The organism is Paenibacillus lutimineralis (assembly GCF_003991425.1).
Classification (GTDB): domain Bacteria; phylum Bacillota; class Bacilli; order Paenibacillales; family Paenibacillaceae; genus Fontibacillus; species Fontibacillus lutimineralis.
Genome location: NZ_CP034346.1, coordinates 1,736,157 through 1,754,789, shown reverse-complemented (window position 1 = coordinate 1,754,789; position 18,633 = coordinate 1,736,157). Strand labels below are relative to the sequence as shown.

General features: G+C 49.8%; 16 protein-coding genes. 5 read left to right on the top strand and 11 right to left on the bottom strand.

Going from position 1 to position 18,633, the window contains the following annotated elements; genetic code table 11:
- Positions 1-20: 20 nt before the first annotated feature.
- The 3 genes from EI981_RS07235 to EI981_RS07225 are packed head-to-tail and all read right to left on the bottom strand — an operon-like array spanning position 21 to position 2,959.
- Complete coding sequence (locus EI981_RS07235; RefSeq protein WP_126996784.1) at positions 21-809, bottom strand: DUF3919 family protein; 789 nt, start codon at positions 807-809, stop codon at positions 21-23.
- Between the two features lie 32 nt (positions 810-841).
- Positions 842-2,287, bottom strand: coding sequence for a sensor histidine kinase (locus EI981_RS07230; RefSeq protein ID WP_126996782.1), 1,446 nt, complete (start codon positions 2,285-2,287; stop codon positions 842-844).
- Between the two features lie 3 nt (positions 2,288-2,290).
- Positions 2,291-2,959: a response regulator transcription factor gene (locus EI981_RS07225; protein WP_126996780.1), complete on the bottom strand. Its 669-nt coding sequence runs from the start codon at positions 2,957-2,959 to the stop codon at positions 2,291-2,293.
- A gap of 821 nt (positions 2,960-3,780) precedes the next feature.
- On the opposite strand from EI981_RS07225, the gene EI981_RS07220 reads away from it, so the two are divergent.
- Positions 3,781-4,812 (top strand): CdaR family transcriptional regulator, encoded by a 1,032-nt coding sequence (locus EI981_RS07220; RefSeq protein ID WP_193556437.1) that lies wholly within the window; start codon positions 3,781-3,783, stop codon positions 4,810-4,812.
- A 117-nt stretch (positions 4,813-4,929) separates the two neighbouring features.
- On the opposite strand, the gene EI981_RS07215 is transcribed toward EI981_RS07220, so the two are convergent.
- Together EI981_RS07215 and EI981_RS07210 are read right to left on the bottom strand one after the other, a co-directional pair.
- Positions 4,930-6,075 carry a glycerate kinase family protein gene (locus EI981_RS07215; protein ID WP_126996778.1) on the bottom strand — a complete coding sequence of 382 codons (1,146 nt, stop codon included), beginning with the start codon at positions 6,073-6,075 and terminating at the stop codon, positions 4,930-4,932.
- Positions 6,076-6,142: 67 nt separating this feature from the next.
- Complete coding sequence (locus EI981_RS07210) at positions 6,143-7,441, bottom strand: GntP family permease (RefSeq protein WP_126996776.1); 1,299 nt, start codon at positions 7,439-7,441, stop codon at positions 6,143-6,145.
- A 355-nt stretch (positions 7,442-7,796) separates the two neighbouring features.
- Between EI981_RS07210 and EI981_RS07205 the strand changes: the two genes are divergently transcribed.
- From EI981_RS07205 to EI981_RS07190, 4 genes are all read left to right on the top strand, one after another.
- Complete coding sequence (locus EI981_RS07205) at positions 7,797-8,690, top strand: carbohydrate ABC transporter permease (protein WP_126996774.1); 894 nt, start codon at positions 7,797-7,799, stop codon at positions 8,688-8,690.
- Positions 8,687-9,571 (top strand): carbohydrate ABC transporter permease, encoded by an 885-nt coding sequence (locus tag EI981_RS07200; protein WP_126996772.1) that lies wholly within the window; start codon positions 8,687-8,689, stop codon positions 9,569-9,571. Before EI981_RS07205 ends, EI981_RS07200 begins: the two co-directional genes overlap by 4 nt.
- A gap of 73 nt (positions 9,572-9,644) precedes the next feature.
- Positions 9,645-11,036 carry an ABC transporter substrate-binding protein gene (locus EI981_RS07195; RefSeq protein WP_126996770.1) on the top strand — a complete coding sequence of 464 codons (1,392 nt, stop codon included), beginning with the start codon at positions 9,645-9,647 and terminating at the stop codon, positions 11,034-11,036.
- Between the two features lie 38 nt (positions 11,037-11,074).
- Positions 11,075-12,073 carry a LacI family DNA-binding transcriptional regulator gene (locus EI981_RS07190; RefSeq protein ID WP_126996768.1) on the top strand — a complete coding sequence of 333 codons (999 nt, stop codon included), beginning with the start codon at positions 11,075-11,077 and terminating at the stop codon, positions 12,071-12,073.
- Between the two features lie 247 nt (positions 12,074-12,320).
- On the opposite strand, the gene EI981_RS07185 is transcribed toward EI981_RS07190, so the two are convergent.
- From EI981_RS07185 to EI981_RS07160, 6 genes are all read right to left on the bottom strand, one after another.
- Entirely contained in the window at positions 12,321-13,298 is a 978-nt protein-coding gene (locus tag EI981_RS07185) for an aldo/keto reductase (RefSeq protein WP_126996766.1), read from the bottom strand.
- A 141-nt stretch (positions 13,299-13,439) separates the two neighbouring features.
- On the bottom strand, positions 13,440-13,679 hold the full coding sequence (locus EI981_RS07180; RefSeq protein WP_126996764.1) for a hypothetical protein: 240 nt from the start codon (positions 13,677-13,679) through the stop codon (positions 13,440-13,442).
- Between the two features lie 6 nt (positions 13,680-13,685).
- Complete coding sequence (gene fucU, locus EI981_RS07175; RefSeq protein ID WP_126996762.1) at positions 13,686-14,123, bottom strand: L-fucose mutarotase; 438 nt, start codon at positions 14,121-14,123, stop codon at positions 13,686-13,688.
- Positions 14,117-15,622 carry a rhamnulokinase gene (locus EI981_RS07170; protein ID WP_126996760.1) on the bottom strand — a complete coding sequence of 502 codons (1,506 nt, stop codon included), beginning with the start codon at positions 15,620-15,622 and terminating at the stop codon, positions 14,117-14,119. The genes fucU and EI981_RS07170 overlap by 7 nt, the downstream gene beginning before the upstream one ends.
- A 16-nt stretch (positions 15,623-15,638) precedes the next feature.
- A complete protein-coding gene (locus EI981_RS07165; protein ID WP_127004441.1) occupies positions 15,639-16,298 on the bottom strand; it encodes a class II aldolase/adducin family protein in 660 nt (219 codons plus the stop codon).
- 50 nt (positions 16,299-16,348) lie between these two features.
- Positions 16,349-18,139: an L-fucose isomerase gene (locus EI981_RS07160; RefSeq protein WP_126996758.1), complete on the bottom strand. Its 1,791-nt coding sequence runs from the start codon at positions 18,137-18,139 to the stop codon at positions 16,349-16,351.
- Positions 18,140-18,633: the final 494 nt, after the last annotated feature.

The following is an 18,633-nucleotide window of genomic DNA, read 5'->3' as shown; positions in this document are numbered from 1 at the left end:
GGTAAACCATCCCTTCATGTTCAATATGAGGTATCGTTTAACTTGAAATAGGCTCTTTGATTTGTCTCATCCAACAGGTCGTAAACCACGAAGTAAGCGCTGTTATACCGATCCAGGTGAATCCAGTGCTTCCTCGTCTGCTCACCGCTGCTAAGCTGGATCACAAAATGTGCATCCGGTGGCTGCTGCAGATCTGTGAAGTGACTGAAGTCGATAATACGCGTGGACGCGGTAATCTGCGCGGCAAGATCGTTCCTCTCCGCTTGTGAGAGAGGCATAAGCTTGCCGGCATCAAGCGTGAACACATCGTTCTTCCCGTTCTGCACCGCAGAACCGATCATCACGGTGGTCAGGATCTTATCGATTAGCGTGCTCTGTAGCTTGCGAATCCCGGCGCTTACATCAAGGGAGTTGACCAACTCGTCACCGAATTGGAACGCACCTGTCTCTACTTGAAATGGAATGTCCTCCTGGTCCAAGTAAGTCATTCTTCCCGTCAGCAGCAGTCTGGGTGTCTGTGCCTGTGCTCGCTGTTTACCGACGGATAGAAGTCCGGAGAATGAGGATTTCAATTTCAGTAATTCCTTCGGATCTTCAATAGAAACTGTACCCAGCCCCGGATAGGTGATATCGACACGCATCGGAACGCCTGAGATTCGTTCAAACTGATCTTGCTGAGGCGGAACGATTTGGACCACGTCGACAGGAATCCGGAAGGAGTAGGCACAGATTCCAATAAGCAAGCATCCGATAATGACCTGAAGCAGGATGAGGCGAAACCATGAAAGCCCTTTCTTGTCCTCTGGCATTAACTTTACCCTCCACTTATATCAAAAAAATTTTAGTTTTGTATCAGTTTTGTAACAGCGCTTACATTTGGCGGATGGATTGAAAATTCCAGCTTTACCTCTGTGCCCTGCCCGACTTCGCTGATCATGGATATGCTCCCTCCCTGAAGTTCCATGAACTGCTTGCAGATAGGCAATCCCAGGCCGTGGGAATGCTCGGAGATCTCGCGCCCTTGCTTTTCCTCCGTAGGCAAGAACAGCATCGCTTCCTCTTGCTTGGATATACCTTTGCCATTGTCCACAATACGAACGGTGCCGCAGCGTTCATCATGGAGAAGCTCGATATGAAGCAGCGTGCAATCGCTGTGCTTAATGGCGTTATCGATAAGGTTGAACAGCACCTGCTGCGTCCGCTTAGGGTCGAGGTAGACGGTACATGGCAATATTTTGACCGAAGTGAGTATATTCGATTTCTTGAGTGTCGGTTGAAGAACGCGAAGGGTGTCCGTGATAATATTGCCCAGCTCGGCCTGTTCCAGCGCAATACGCCAAGCTTCTTCGCCTTTAAGTGAAGTCTGCAGCAGATCTTCGACCATGTTCAACAAGCGCGTGCTCTCCTTGCGGATGTAGAAATTGCAATCTTGAACATCCTCCAGCCGATCTATCCTGGCCATCAGATCGGAGAAGCCAATAATGGAGGTGAGTGGCGTCTTTAATTCATGAGTAATGTTATCGTAAAAAGCTTTCTGTTTACCCTGTTCATAATGGAGCATATCGATATGATGCCGCAGTGCATCCGACATATGGTTGAAATCTCGCGCCAATTCGCCGACTTCATCCTGGGTGTTCACCTCGATCTTACGGCTGAAATCGCCGATAGACACTAGCTTGAGCGCTTGCTTCAACGCATGAAGAGGCCGCATCAGAAAAGAGGAGAAAGAATAGCTCGCCAGGAGAGAAAGGGCAAGGCAACCCAGCGCTGCTCCAATAAACCAGATACGCATTTGATTCATCGTCTCGATATTCTCATGAAGATCCAGTAAATAACGGAATCCGCCTACAATTTTCCCCTCGTACCAAAAAGGGACGGAATAAATTAAATATCTCGTCCCCTCCCCCTCGGCAATAATCGTTGCCGTATCTCCAGCTAGAGCAGACTTGATGTCATCCCGCTTCAGCAAATTTTCTTTGTCACTGCTGCTTCCCACGATGGTCTCGTCCGGCGCGAACAGTTGTACTTGAAAATTAATACTGGACCCCAGATGCGAAGCGATAAAGGGAGCGTACTTGCCTGAGAACAACTGCTCGATATCGATCTTCTGATCGTTGACGATTTTCAAAGCTTCGATCCGGTGCAGTGCAGAATACTGGTTCAGTGACTGGGTATCGCTCTCGATCATGCTCTTATTAAGCGTATAAGTGACGATAAAGTACATCGCTGTAAGCAGCATAACGATCGTAACCGCATGCTGAATGAACATTTTGTTGCGCAGCCCCATCTGCTATACCTCCAGTTTATAGCCTGTCCCATGCACGGTTGTCACCAGATTCTCGTGAGGCTTAAGCTTCTCACGCAGGCGCTTCACCATCATATCGACGGAGCGTGTTTGACCGTAATATTCATAACCCCAGACCTGGTCCAGCAGTTCCTCGCGGGTGAACACCTTCTTGGGATTGCTGCAGAGCAGCCAAAGGAAATCGAACTCCTTGTAGGTCATCCTGAGTGGTTGCCCGGCGATCGTACAGGAGCGTTCATTTTTATCTATCTCAATGATCCCGATTTGAATGGTCTCGGAAGTTGTAACCGTTTTCTGCATTCGCCGCATAACAGCCTTGATTCGTTCAATGAGTTCCCGGGTCTCAAAAGGCTTGGTCAAATAATCATCTGCTCCGAGCTGGAAGCCTAATATTTTGTCGTTCATTTCATTCTTGGCGGTAAGCACGATTACGGGTACCGTCTTATACTTTTGCTGTAGTACCTGAAGCAGTTCGAAGCCTGAGCAATCTGGCAGCATTAAATCGAGCAGGATCAAATCTGTGCCTCCAGCCTCAAGCTCCTTCAAACCAGCTGCGACCGTCCCGGCAACAACAGGATGAAACCCTTCGACCTTCAGACTCAATTTCAACAGCATCTGAATACTGGGATCATCCTCGATAATTAAGATGTTCATTTGTATCCCCCATTTTTATCTCTATTGTGGTTCTCCTGCGGATCTGTTCCAGTTAACTGCGGCAATTGCTCTCCTGTTCGCTCAATCGTTCAGAGGGTCTTGCCAATAAAAATCAACCATCCCGTGCTGCTCATCCCAAGCTCTAACAGAAATACAGTGCGCTATTGGAACGAAATCAAGCACTTTTCGGATGTAACGGAAATAGCATACCTTATTTGACTCTTTCAGCCTGTCAACAACCGCTTTTCAGCCAATTAAGCGCTTCCAGTTCCGTTAGAAAATAAAACTATGTTTTTCCACGCCAATAAGAGCATACAGTTCCGTTAGCACCGACATCTCCATTCGATGAACCTCTCTATCCTCTAATACTTAAACATATTCATATTATTTCTTCTAGAGGTTGTTCAAAAAGTCCGCTTTTGATCACGAAGTGAATCAGGTAGCCACTCGGCATCGAATCTTGAATTCAGCCGGGCCTTCCGGTGCTCACGTACAAACTACGTACGCTCCGCTCCTCAGACCCTAGCTTCATCCAACCTTCTCGGTGCTGAAAAACGTACTTCTTGGATACGAACTTCTACCTTTATCATAACGGTAGTTAGCCTGCCACGCATTATCATCCATAAATTGACACTTTTCCAGGTTCGATAATCCCTTCCCGTTTATTTATATCATCTTCGCTAAATACTTGTGATATATATGCATGTCCGATGTAGGCTAGTTATGCTATGATCTGACCAAAAGCTTTCGTTCAATTGCACAATGTATATATCCAATTTTTGGCTTTCGCTTTGATCATTCCCATCATAGAGGAGGAGTTCATGTTGTTCCAGCTTTCCAGAGAGCAAGCTCAGGAAATTGTCGATAAAATGATGAAGGACATCCCTTACAATATCAATATTATGAATCATGAAGGGATCATCATCGGAAGCGGAAATCCATCAAGGGTCGGTACGGTTCACCAGGGTGCGGTTCAGGCGCTGACAAGCGGGAAAATGGTGAAAATCTGGAAGGACGGACACTATGAAAAACAAGGGACCAACGAACCGATCGTCATCAATCATAAACGCGTTGGTGTGATCGGAATTAGCGGTAATCCCGAGGAAGTTAGCCCTTTCTGCCGGATCGTGAAGACGACTGTCTCCCTTCTGATCGAGCAAGGAATTGCCCTGAAAAGTCTGGAGGATGAAGCGAATCGCAAAAAAGCCTTCCTGGAAAGTCTGCTAAGTCATGCCGGAGCCTATTCCCAAAGGCTGCAAAAGGAAGCCGCGCAATACAAAATCGATCTGCTGCTAAAAACGACGGCATTGCTCGTTCAAAATTGTAAATTGGATGAAGAGTACTCCAAGCTATTGCTGCTTGTTCCCTCTTTCATGATCGATGAAGACACCCGTCTGCTGCTGATTCAAGACAAGGGCTCTGTGGACAGCTTTATTGAGCGAATGGTTGCCGGGCAGCCGAATATCCTGATTGCAACGGGTCGTCACGAAGCGAGCATCGCTGCCAGCTATACTCAAGCTAAGAGCGCAATGAATGTAAGGCAAGCGCTCGATCTCTCGAAGAAAGTCGTTCATTACGATGAAGTGAAATTTCTCGTCAAGCTAAGCAATACCTGCTTGCACGAGAATGGAAATATCGTCAGCAAGCTTGAAGATACGGCTGATCTGCTGGAGACGCTGCGCGTCTTCATCAACCAGGATGGCAGCATCTCCAACACCTCTGAGCAGCTGAATATTCACCGCAACACGTTGCAGTACCGGCTCAAGCGGATCAAGACGATTACAGGAAAAGATCCGAGGAATATACTCGAGCTGTTCGAATTAACCCAGAGTTTGCTTGCGCTGTATAGTTAAGTATCGCTAGGTGTAGCTCAATATGGTGTACGGTGTACAACCTACGACTGATTGCAAAAGAACCTTCAAATCCAATCCATGCGGAAATGAAGGTTCTTATTTTTTTATAGGGTTGCCTTATTTAGAACTCAATGCGATCAATCTGCCGATATTCTCGCAGGTACGCTCCACATTCTGCGCGCCTTCCGCCAGCACCTTCTCCAAATCAGCAGCTCCCGGTACAATACCAAATACCGCATCAATCCCTTCATCGTAGAGGGTATCGATGCCTTCGCCGATATAGCCGGCCACGGCAATGACTTTCTTGCCGAGCTGCTTGGCTGCCTGGGCTACTCCATAAGGCGTCTTGCCGAACTTCGTCTGGAAGTCGATACCGCCTTCGCCAGTGAACACATAATCGGCCTCAGCCAGCTTATTCTTCAAATCGGTATGCTCAATCACGATTTCAATGCCCTTCTGCATCGTGGAACGGGTGAAAGTAAGCAGGCCCGCTCCGAGCCCTCCGGCTGCGCCTGCGCCGGGATAGTCACGGACGTCCTTGCCAAGCTGCTGCTGGATCACCTTGGCATAATGAGCCAGGTTATTATCAAGCTGCAGCACCATCTCCGGCGTGGCTCCCTTCTGCGGGCCGAACACCCGCGATGCGCCATGCTCGCCGCATAGCGGATTTGTGACATCGCTGGCCACGATTAAGTTTACCTCCTGCAGGCGCGGATCCAGCCTGGATACATCGATCGTGGCTAGCTTGTCTAGCCCGCCGCCGCCGCGCGGTATACTTTTCCCTTCTGAATCAAGGAATTCCACGCCTAACGCTTCGGCCATACCTGCGCCACCATCATTCGTGGCGCTCCCGCCGATCCCGATAATGATCTGCTGTACCCCACGGTCGAGACATTCCGCAATAAGCTCTCCCGTCCCATAAGTCGTTGTGATAAGAGGGTTCTTGGTCTCTTTGGTTACCAGATGAATTCCACTTGCCGAAGCCATCTCGATGGCTGCAGTTACTCCATCGCCAAGTATCCCGAATTGGGCCTTAACCGGCTGGCCCAGCGGACCCGTAACTTCCTTCTCATACAGCGTCCCGCCACTGGCATCAACCAACGATTGAACCGTCCCTTCGCCGCCATCCGCCATCGGAACATGAATATATTTCGCCTGCGGATACACCTTCCGCAGCCCCTTCTCCATCGCGATGCATACTTCCCTGGCCGTCATGCTCTCTTTGAATGAATCCGGCGCTAATACAAATGTCTTCTCCATCACTCTCTCACCCCACCCAGTATATTAAAAAGGTTCTCTGTGCTGAAAACCATACTTTTTGAACACGCACTTATAGCAAGAATCCATACATTAAAGTTGCTACAATAGTCATCGTCCCGCCGACAATCGCTTCATAAGGAATTAGCCCCATCCGCTGTTTAATACTCATATTCATGCTGCCTGCGGTAACGTGGAAGTAGTTACCCTGTGGCAAGGAGTCGATCACGGTCGCCCCGGTATGCACCATAACGGCGGCAGCCATCGGAGCCGTTCCCATATCGAGGATCGCTTGACCGAACGAACCGGTAGCGAGTATAACTCCAGTAGAAGTCGAAGCTGTAGCGGCAGCCATAAGAACACCTGAGATCGGAGCCAGGAATGTTCCCGAGATCCCTGAAGCCTCAATCAAAGACACAACCTGAGTAGACAGGTCGGAAGCGGAGATAAGCCCCGCGATCCCGCCGGCACCGATCAGAATCAGCACCGTCGCTGTCATCTTATTCAGTCCGGATGCCGTATATTTCAGAATGTGCTTGCCTTGTCCCATCGCCAGCATGCCAACAACCCCGGCAATCGGCAAAATGTACATCGCGTCAACCTTGAAGCTAGACAACGCATCGATTCCAGCGATCGAACCGATCGGGTTAATCATCAATAATATGACAGCTACAAGCGGCGCAACGATGGCCTTCTTAAGCGGCGGATACTTCGAAGTGTCAATCTCGGTATCCTGAACCGCCTCTGCGTCGCTTACCATAACTCCTTTGCGTTTCAAGAGCGAAGCCACAATAACGGTTACAACAAGTCCAAAAATAGCCGGAACAAAACCCGCGATCATAACATCACTTAAGTCTAATCCAAACCCACGTGCGGCGGCAATCGTATTTGGGTTCGGAGATATAATATTACCCGCCTTCCCTCCGCCCGAAAGCGCAAGCAACAAGGCAAGCTTGGAGATGCCCATCTTATTGCCGACGGACAGTGCGATAGGCGCTACGATTAATACGGCAACCGGAATAAATACCCCAACCGCTGTAATAATCATAGTAGCAAGCGCTAGAGCCAATATCGCCTTTCCACCGCCAAATTTCTTAACGATTGCCTGGGCGATCGTCTCTGCCGCCCCGGATTCCATCATGACACCGGCCAACACACCCGCTGCCAACACACGAATGACGGTGCCCATAACGCTCTGTGTTCCGCTAACAAGTACGTTGATCGTCTGCTCTAGATTAGCCTCACCAATCAAAGCCCCGACGATCGCCCCCAGAAATAAAGCGTATACAGGATTAAGCTTTCTCAAGATCAATACGATTGCGATTGCGAGACCTACCAGCGCTCCAATCCAACTGATCGTAAATCCATCCATCTGCTGTTCCTCCCTAGGTTGTTTTTCTATCTTTTATATTGGTTACGCTTTCATTATAGGTCTTTGTCCGCAAAATTTATATTGATTAAAAGACGAAATTCATTGTGCAAATGAACAACGGCATCTATCATCTATATCTTAGGAAAATAAGTTTAAATTTTAATCTAATCACTTATCACATTACTATTGCCAATTTAAGAACAATCCACTATGATGATGTTATCAAAACTCAATAAAGTTATAGCGCTTTAATTTAATTTGTAGAATTGTCCCGAAATATCTGAACTATTTCAATGTCTTTCTCTGCAAAAATTAAAGCGCTTAAACTTTAGACAAGTGAAAGGCTGGTGCTGCTGTGACCTTTAAAGAAAGCCGGCGACAAACCTTCTATATGTATTTATTCATCGCTCCCTGGCTGATCGGCTTCCTCGTGTTTGCGCTTTACCCTATTTTGGCATCGCTTTATTACAGCTTTACGGATTACGACATTATCCATCCACCCCGGTTTGTCGGGCTGGCTAACTACATCGAGATGTTCCATAACGAGCTGTTCTGGAAATCCGTAGTCGTCACGCTGAAATATTCCTTTATAGGCGTGCCTGTTCAATTGCTGCTGGCGCTCGGATTTGCACTGCTGCTGAATCAGACGATTCCTTTCCGCGGCTTCTTCCGAACCGCCATGTATTTTCCGAGCATGGTCTCAGGGGTAGCGATGTCCCTGCTATGGTATTGGATCTTCAACCCGCAGATCGGATTATTCAACTACATACTCTCTTGGTTCGGAATCCATGGTCCTGCCTGGCTGATGAACCCCGATACTGCACTGTACGCCTTGATTATTATGACTTTATGGACTGCAGGCACGGGAATGATACTGTTCCTCGCCGGATTACAGGGCGTTCCTGCCAGTCTAATCGAAGCTGCAAAACTTGACGGAGCCGGCCGTTTCAAAACCTTCCTCCATGTCACACTTCCTATGCTCTCACCGGTACTGCTCTTTCAACTCATCATGAGCATCATTGATTCCTTCCAAGTATTTACGCAAGCCTATGTTATGACACAAGGGGGACCGAATTACTCCACCTGGTTCTATGTCTACAACTTATATACAAGCGCTTTCAAAGAATATCGCGCTGGCTACTCCTCGGCTCTGGCCTGGGTACTGCTGATCGTCGTTATGATCTGTACCGCGCTCATCATGAAAGCATCCGACCGCTATGTTCACTATGAGGGAGGAGGACGCAAATGAACACCGTACCGGTACCCAAACGCCGTGCCGCTTTTTCAGGCTCAGGCTCCAAACGTAAAGCAAGCACTACGCAAATCATCAGTTTCATCACCTTGATTATTACGACCTTTATCATGCTGCTTCCGTTGTTCTTTATGGTCTCCACCTCGCTGAAATCAAAGCGGGAAATGCTCAAGTTCCCTCCGACCTTTCTACCGGAGAGCTGGCAATGGAGCAATTACACCGAAATCTTCGACACACTGCAATTCGGCACGCTGTATAAGAACAGTCTGATTATCGGCGTCGTCACTGTGTTCGGAACACTAATCTCTTCAGCTTTGGCAGCGTATGGTTTCTCACGTTATAGAGGTAAAGGGAATCAGCTGTGGTTCATGCTGCTGCTGGCTACGATGATGCTGCCGTATCCGGCGATCATGATTCCGCAATTTATTTTCTTCTCCAAGCTGAACTGGATCGATACTTTTTTACCATTAATTGTTCCATCATTTTTCGGGTCAGCCTATAACATCTTTCTGCTGCGGCAATTCTTCTCGACCCTGCCTGAGGACTTGTTCGACGCCGGTAGGATCGATGGCTGTGGAGAACTGCGGATGTGGTACAAAATCGCCCTGCCGCTGTCCGGCCCTGCCCTGGCGACCGTAGCGATCTTCGCCTTCATTTACAGCTGGAACGATCTGCTAGCGCCGGTGCTGTACCTGAGTTCCACGGAACGCTTCACGCTGCCAGTGGGGATGGCTTCCTTGACTTCTTCCAGGTTCCGCATCCCGCCGTGGCATCTGCTTATGGTCGCTTCCGTGCTGGCGATGGTCCCGATCGTCACCCTGTTCGCCGTCGCCCAGAAGCAATTCGTTGAGGGAATTGTGCTTACGGGCATCAAATAATGCCAAGCACACGGGCTTATCTGCTTACTAAGCACGGTTAATTATATTACTTTAATTGGAGGGTTCGTTTATAATGATGAATAAGCTGCGACTTAGCTCAGTTTTCCTGTTAACTCTGATTTTCGTTACCGTTATAGCACTGTCAGGCTGCTCCGGCGGCAAATCCGCTGCTGAGGTAACACCAGGTACAGACAACAATTCGTCCAAATCTGGCGGAAGTAAGGATGAGCAGGTAACGATTACCTACTACACCATCGATTCGGAGGACCGCACCTTTGTTGAGAAATTAGTGCCCGACTTCGAAAAAGAACATCCGAATATCAAAGTTAAAGTGGATAAGGCACCTTATGAGCAGTTCGACAGCAAGCTACAAACACTGATCGCTGCAGGCAAATCTCCGGACGTGACAAGCCATTACGGATATGGCGGATTCGCAGAATACTATAACAAAGGAATGCTGCTCGATTTGACGGATCTGATCAAGGAAGACGGATTCAGTGCCGAAGCGAACAACATTCCCGATAATTTGATAAAGATTTATACGATCAATGACCATGTGTACGGTATTCCGCTGAACATGTATGTTACACTCATGCTATACAACAAGGATATGTTCGATGAGGCCAAGCAGCCTTATCCAACCAGTGATTATGAAGACAAAGACTGGACCTTCGAGAAAATGGTCGAATACGCGCGGCCGATGACGGTCATCTCCGATGATATCGCCAAGACGCAATACGGATTAGACTTCTTCTGGTCTGAACGCGATAATCGCCCGCTCTATTTCGGGGCCGATCCTTATTCCGCAGATACATGGACCAATGGCGGAGTACCTTCGGAGACTTATTTTGACACTCCAGAAGTTATGGCAGCCTATAACAAATTATTCGACTTGATCTTCAAGGATAAAGTATCCCCAACTTCAGAATGGAGTAAAAGCGTAGCCGGGCAGAACGGCGATCCATTCGTTGCCGGAAAAATCGGCATGTCTGTTGGTGGTTCATGGAACCTGGCTGGCGCGAATGATTTTCCGTTCAATATCGGTGTAGCTGCTGTGCCTTGGGGCGGAAATGACAAGGTCCGCAGTACCTTGTACGTCGATCCACTGTTCATTCTGAAAGATTCCAAGCATCCGAAGGAAGCGTTTGAATGGATCAAGTATCTGATCCGCGCCGACATTCAGGAGAAATCGATTGATCTGAGCGGCGGCAATCCACCGGTGAACACGGAAGCGGCTGAGGTCTATTATAAGCACTTTGAAGGAATTGATCCGCAGGATATTAAAAATGTGTACGAGGGCGCTGTGAAATACGGCTTTGAATCGTTCAACCACCTGGTTACGAACTACTCGCAAATCAATGATATGTTCATCAACGAGATGCAGCCGATTGAGACCGGACATAAGACTGTAGAAGAGGTTATGCCGGTGATTCAGAAGAAAGTAACTGATATTATTAAGAGATAAGCCATATTGATGGAATAATGCACGCAAGGAGAATGCAGATGAAGGTAAGCATTTTTGATGTTGCCAAAAAATCCGGCCTGTCCGTAGTAACTGTATCGCGTGTATTAAACGGAGCAGAAACTGTACGGGAGAAAAATCGCCAAAAAGTGCTGGAAGCGATCAAGGAGCTCGATTATCAGCCTAGTGCCGCCGCGCGCAGTCTGGCCCGAGGAAAGACGGGAATTATCGGTTTGATCGTTACGACGCTTCAAGACTCCTTCTTTGACGCCGTCGTCAAGGAGCTTAACGAAATTCTGGCTATGCAGGGATATTTCCTGGCCGTCTCCGTGTCTACCGGCATGGAATCGGATGAGAGTCATTATCTGTTCCAGGAGGATCGGGTCGACGGCCTGATTCTCCTCTCTCCGATGGAAGAGAGCAAGTATATCCTGGAGTTGAAGCGCCGTGGCATCCCTTATGTGTTGATCGATAACCAGCTTCCAGAGAACGACGCTTACTCGGTTACGATCGACAATTATAAGGGAGGTTACGCAGCAACGAACCACTTGCTGGAGCTGGGTCATACTTCGATTGCCCATATTTGCGGGCAGGAAATGTTCCGCAGTACACGGGAACGACGCAGTGGATTTCTCCAGGCACTTCAAGACAGCGGGCTTACCCCATTCGAAGTCGTGCACGGCGAATTCGAGATTGCTTCCGGCTACGATACCTGCAAGCGCTGGCTCGCAGAGGACGATCTGCCCTCCGCCATCTTCGCCGGTGACGACCATATCGCTCTCGGCGTAATCAACGCCTTGCAGGAGAGTGGGCTCTCCGTGCCCGGGCAAGTCTCGATCGTCGGATATGACGATCATTATATCGCCTCCAAACTGCGCCCGCATCTTACGACCGTCCGCCAGCCGGCGGACCGCATCGCACTGGCCGCAGCCGACATGCTGCTGGGCCGCATCTCCGGCAAAATGAAGCGCGCCGCCAGCATGCACATCGACCCCGAGCTGATCGTCCGGGAATCGACCGTCGCTGCAGGTGGGAATTAGTTTAGTCAATAGCAAAAAGAAAACCTGCATTTTTGCAGGTTTTCTTTCTTTTTATTAGCATATAGAGTTAAATTACTGCAAATATGCAGGAATTTTAAGTGAATCCTGAGGATTCTCGTAAGTTGCTTAGAAAAAACTGCATTTTTGCAGCCATTTCATCATTTAGCATCTTTTCGGACTAGAAAAACTGCATTTTTGCAGTTTTTTCTTTTGGCTGAGCGGGTCGCTGGGCGATAGCTTGCGGTTTTTACCAGGCATAAGCCTGCGGCGCAGCGCCGCCAGGTCCTGGGAAGATCTCATCGAGACGCTTCAACACAGCTTCATCAAGCTCGATCTCGCAGACGCGAAGTGCGCCTTCCAATTGCTCCAGCGTCCGCGGGCCGATAATCGGAGCGGTCATGGCAGGATGGGCCAGCGTCCAGGCCAGCGCCACATTGGCTTCGGTCTCGCCAAGCTCACGGCATAACGTCGCAAATTCGTCGAGCTGCTTCGCATATTGCTCATAACGTGTGTTCTTCTCCGTTCTAGAACCAGGAACCTTCTTCGAGGCATTCCCGCCAAGCAGTCCGCCCTCCAGCGGGCTCCAGGCAACAACGCCGATACCAAGCTCTTCCGCTGCTGGAAGCACCTCCAGCTCCGGCAACCGGCAAAGTAGATTGTATTTATGCTGCTCTGACACAAGGCCGAGCATGTGATGATTCTTCGCTTCATATTGCGCCTTTACCAAGTCGCGGCCTGCAAAGTTGCTAGAACCGATATAGCCGATCTTACCCTGAAGTTGATGAATATGGAATGCTTCCCACAGCTCATCCCAGGATACGTCCCGGTCTACGTGGTGCATCTGATAAAGCTCAATATGATCCGTCTGCAGACGACGCAGCGAGCCTTCCAGATGGCGGCGAATTTTGTAAGCGGACAAGCCGACTTCCCCGTTAGGGCCGTCGAGCGGATCGCTCATATTCCCGTACACCTTCGTTGCCAGTACGACCTTCTCGCGGCGGTTGCCGCCCTGTGCGAACCATTTTCCAATAATCTCTTCAGTTCGTCCAGAGTTCTCGCCCCAGCCATAAATATTAGCGGTATCAAAAAAGTTGATCCCCGCATCCAGAGCTGCATCCATAATACGGAAAGATTCCTTCTCATCCGTCGATACGCCAAAATTCATCGTACCCAGACATAACTTGCTTACCTTCAAGCCGGAACGTCCTAGCGCAGTATACTTCATTGAACACATCTCCTTGATCAAAATAGTAAAATCTGATCTGGCACTCTAGCATCCTATCAATACTTACTATCATTACTTAATATTACTACTTCCTATTTCTATTCTCTACCAAGGCCAGCTATTCCCTTCTACATCGACAAACTACAGCCTCTGCTCAGCCTCTACTGATGATGGATCCATGAACCGCTCGCGGATCAACTTCAGAATTCGTTCCGTTCGCCGACTGAGCAGCGTCAGATCCGCTTCCGCATCAAATGCACCGCAGGCCTTCACGCTCTCATCGCTGCCTACATCCAGATCAACGAGAATAAGCCGCTCTCCATGAGCTGTACTCGGCTCGGAAAGCGACTTCTCCCACTTGTTATATCTTCCAGCAATCACGCGGGGTTAACGCGGCTCGGAGACTACGCCTTTTTTTAGAATAATATTGGCATAAAGCGCCGCTTCACCAGTAGATATGATTGCATAAGCCCGTTTAGCCCGCTCATAAAACGCAAATCGCTCTATCTCTTCAAAAGTTTCCGGTCTTGGATCATGCTGCGCAACGATGCTCTTATAGCGTTCCCAAACCGGGGTCTCTACGGGATCTCCAGGAGTTACAGCCATGAGAGCTGCAGGATGATCCACATAGGTATCCAGCGGAAAAAGTGGCAGGATCGCCTCTAACAACTCCGGTATGCTGTGTCCGTCGCAGCGGACGAGCCGCTGGGCGTGACTCGCCGCTGGAAAGTTCGCGTCAGCGAACACGATCTCGTCAGAGTGGCCCATTTCCATCAATATTTTGATCAGATCAGGCGAAATCAAACTGGATATTCCTTTTAACATGACATGACCTCCATCAACTGCTGATACCGTGCATAAGCATTTTCCCATTCGGTCTGCTGTTCCGGTTCATACGTGCTCATTGGAAAAGAGGCCTTCACCAGTTCTACGCCCTCCTGCATATCAGCAAGATAGCCTCCGGCCTTCAACTGCACAAGCATATTGCCGATTGCACTAGCCTCAACCGGCCCGGTCCAGACCAGTCGGCCAATTGCTCCCGCCGTAAAGCGGCACAGCAGCTCATTCTGGATGCCGCCGCCGACCATATGCAGCCCGTCAAACACCGTTCCGGTCAGTTGCTCGGCCTGCTCCAGCACCATACGGTACTTGAGCGCCAAGCTCTCTAGAATACAGCGCACTGTCTCGCCAATTGTCCGCGGCTGAGGCTGCCCACTCTCGCAACAATAGGCTGCTATTTCCTCCGGCATAGAATCCGGATTCATAAATCGCAGATCGTCAGGATCAATCAAGCTGCGGAATGGTTCCTCCGTCTCGGCCAAGGCAACAAGCTGCGGATAAGTGAGCGGCTCGCCCCGCTGTTCCCAAATGCGCTTGCACTCCTGTAGAATCCATAGACCCATAATATTTTTCAGTAGATGATAAGTGCCGCCTGCCCCTCCCTCATTGGAAAATTTCAGCTTCAATACATCGGGGTGAAGGAGCGGTTCTTGCATCTGCGTTCCCAGCAAGGACCATGTCCCGCTGACAAGATAAGCAAAGATCGGCGATGATGCGGGCACCGCCGCGGCCGCCGACTCCGTATCATGCGATGCTGCAGCAATCACCTTCATCTGCGGTACGCCCAGCTCTGCACGGATCTCCTCTGTTAGCTGGCCAATTTCCGTTCCCGGCTGCACCGGCTCGATGAACAGGGAATCGGACAAGCCCAGTTCTCGCATCAGCGGCTTATTCCAGGCCCGCTTCGCCGGATCATAGAGCTGAGTCGTCGTCGCCATCGTAAACTCGCATGCTTTGCGCCCCGTTAAAAAATAGTTCAGTAGATCAGGCGTCAGCAGCAGCGTCTTGGCCGCATCCAGCTTCGGAGAGTTCGCCTTCCTCATCGCATAGAGCTGATATAGCGTATTAAACGGCATGAATTGCAGACCGCTCTCAGCGAACAGTCGCTCATCACCCAGCTTCGCAGACAGCTCTTCAACCAATCCCTCGGTCTGGCGGTCGCGATAATGATACGGAATGCCGAGCAGTTCCCCATTCGCATCAAGCAGTCCGAAATCCACGCCCCAGGTGTCGATCGCACAGCTCTCCGGCTTATAGCCAAGCTGGAACGCTTTGCTGATGCCCGTCTTGATCTCCTGAAGCAATCCGGGCGTGTTCCAATGCAGATGTTCGCCGATGCGGATGGGCGTATTGGAAAATCGATGAATCTCGGTAATCTTCAATCGTTTGGAGCCGCCCGGAGCGGCTCCCTCTATTTCTCCAATCAAGGCTCGCCCGCTGCCGGCACCAAGATCAAACGCCAGAACGGTTGGTGTGTGAGTCATTCGTGGCACCGCCTGTTCATTTCATTTTTTGCAGCAGCTGAATCCGGTAGTCCTCGCTCTCCAGCGCCGCGATGGCATCTACTTCTTCCTCTGTAAGCACGGACGGCGTTCCCGCAGCCTTGGCGGCCAAATATATTTTAGCGCTCTCTTCAACGACCTGCGTACGGTAGAAGGCTTCGCGCAGATTCCGGCCTGTAGTCACAAGTCCATGGTTGCCGAGTAAAATCGAGCTGGCCTCGTTCACCTTGGCGGCCACCGCATCCGCTAGCAAGTCCGTCGTCGGAATGACGTAAGGAATGTAAGCGGTACGCCCGACCAATGCCGCTTGATCCGGGAACATAATCGGCAGTTCCTCTGCGATCAATGTAAATGCAATACAATTCGATGGATGTGTGTGCACAATCGCTCTGATATCCGGATTGCTACGGTATCCATACAGATGCATGAGCACCTCAGAAGATGGGCGATAGCCACTGTCGGTTATTTCCCCACTTGGAATATCCACTTCGACCCACTCTTCAGCCTTGATCTCCTCCAGAGCAAAACCGCTTGGCGACAAATACATTTTGTCTCCGGCACGGGCACTGATGTTACCACCGGGACCTACAACGAGGCCATGGTCAACAATTTTTTGCGCGTACTTGCACAGTTCATTACGGATATCTATGTTTTGCATCATAGTTATTTCTCCTTTCATAGGTAAAACCGTTCAAGCTCTGTTCAGCGTTATTTATACAGCGGTCCGAAGTTCTCGCAAGCCCGGAAATCCGCGCCCTCGCTCTGCTCGGTACCGAACATGCCCCATGCCCGCGGACGGAATATTCTCTCCTTCGGTACATTGTGCATGCTTATCGGAATGCGCAGCATGGAAGCGAGCGTGATCAGATCCGCACCGATATGCCCATAGCTGATTGCGCCATGGTTCGCTCCCCAATGATCCATCACATCATAGACGCTGGTGAAGGCACCGCTTCCCGTTAAGATCGGCGCGAACCAGGTGGTCGGCCAAGTCGGATCGGTCCGTTTGTCGAGCGTATCATGCACATCCTGCGGCAAATCAACAGAGTAACCTTCGGCAATTTGCAATACCGGGCCAAGGCCCTTTACGAGATTGAGACGAGTCATTGTCATTGGCATCCCGCCGCGGGTCAGATAGTCCGTTGAGAAGCCGCCGCCGCGGAAATACTCTACCGAGGCCGGGCGCCACTGCGAAGCCCCTAACGTGGCTTGCACTTCTTCCTCGGTAATCTCCCAGAATGGCTTCAAGGCTGGCTTGCCGTCAATCTTTTGCTCACCAGTACCGTCCAAAGCCGCTGATCCTGAATTAATCAGATGAAGGATACCATTAGCTGCGCGGCCTTCCAGCTTATAACCGGCAACGCGCTCCACAGAAGCAGGGCTCCAGTACGTTCTAACGTCAGCGAAGATCTGCGCGGTATTCGTAAGCAGGTTGCCGAACAGCATGCCGACCCCGTTCAAGCTGTCATTTTCCGTAGCGACGGTAAATGGCGCTCTTAGCCCGTTCCAGTCAAACGAGGAGTTCATCATCGTCTCCATAAAGTCACCATTCGGGAAGTGGTCTGTCCACTGCCGCTGGCCTTGGAAGCCGGAAGCAATCGCATGATGGCCATTCGCTTCCTCACCGAAGCCAAGCTCAGCCAGACGCGGATTGCCGATCATCAGGTCGCGGGCGATGAGCGTCATTTTTACAACGGTCTCCCACTCCTGGTCCTTGCGCTCGCGGGAAGTTTGCAGATGCTCTGGATTATTGTCAGGGCCCTCTGTGCAGTTCTCCTTCACCCAAGCCAGCGCTAATTTATATTCCTCAGGATCATAGATTTCTTCGTCGATCCTTCTCGTAAATTCACTCATATCGATATATTCATTACGCATGCCAAGATACTCTTGGAAGAAGCTGTCGTCCACGATCGACCCAGCAATCCCCATCGAGACGGAGCCCATCGATAAATACGCTTTGTCGCGCATCATCGCCACGGCGAGACCACTGCGGGCAAAGCGGAGCAACTTCTCCTGCACGTCATCAGGAATATGATCATCGCCCTCATCCTGTACATCTTCACCGTAAATGCCGAATGCAGGAATTCCTTTTTGCGCATGGGCAGACAATACAGCCGCCAAGTATACCGCTCCGGGACGTCCCGTACCATTGAAGCCCCACACCGCCTTCGGCATGCTGGCATCCGTATCCATCGTCTCCGTGCCATAGCACCAGCAAGGTGTCACCGTAATCGTCAAGCCGACCTCGGATTGCTTGAATTTCTTCGCTGCTGCAGCTGCTTCGGCCACCCCACCGATACAGGTATCGGCAATCACGCATTCAACCGGATCGCCATTCGGGTATCTGAGCTCAGACGTTAACAGCTTGGCGACCGCCTTCGCCAGATTCATCGTCTGCTCTTCAAGCGACTCCCGTACCCCTCTTCTTCTTCCGTCTATCGTAGGACGAATTCCGATCTTCGGAAAACCGTCTTTCCATCTGTAATCGCTTGCAGTCATGAAACATCCTCCTCCAACTGTGTTATGTCTTCATTCTAGTAGGAGTCTTGAAGGGCGATAACCCACTATGCTGTCTTTTAACTGGAGGGGGTGGTCAATATAGTGTACCTGGGGGATGAAGTCTAAGGTATAATACCAATAATAGGGATTTGTTTTGAAAGAACAGGCTTCATGAAAGGGGATTGAGATGCTTACTAAATTAATGTCATCGTTCATATCGGCCCTGCTCATTTCAGTAACACTTACACTTATTAGCGAACAAGACAAAGATCTTACCAAGGTGCTATATTACACAGCAACTCATAAATTTTTGACCGGCTTCGGTATTTATTGCTCATATATATTTGTATTGGCATCCCCGTTTCATATATCGTTGAGTGGGCCATCTATCGTGACAGAAGACCGCTTATCTCGCTGTTACTATATTTCGTCATGGGATCCATCATTGGCATGACTTTCTTAATCATGAACCCCTCAAATCACCCTACTTCAGC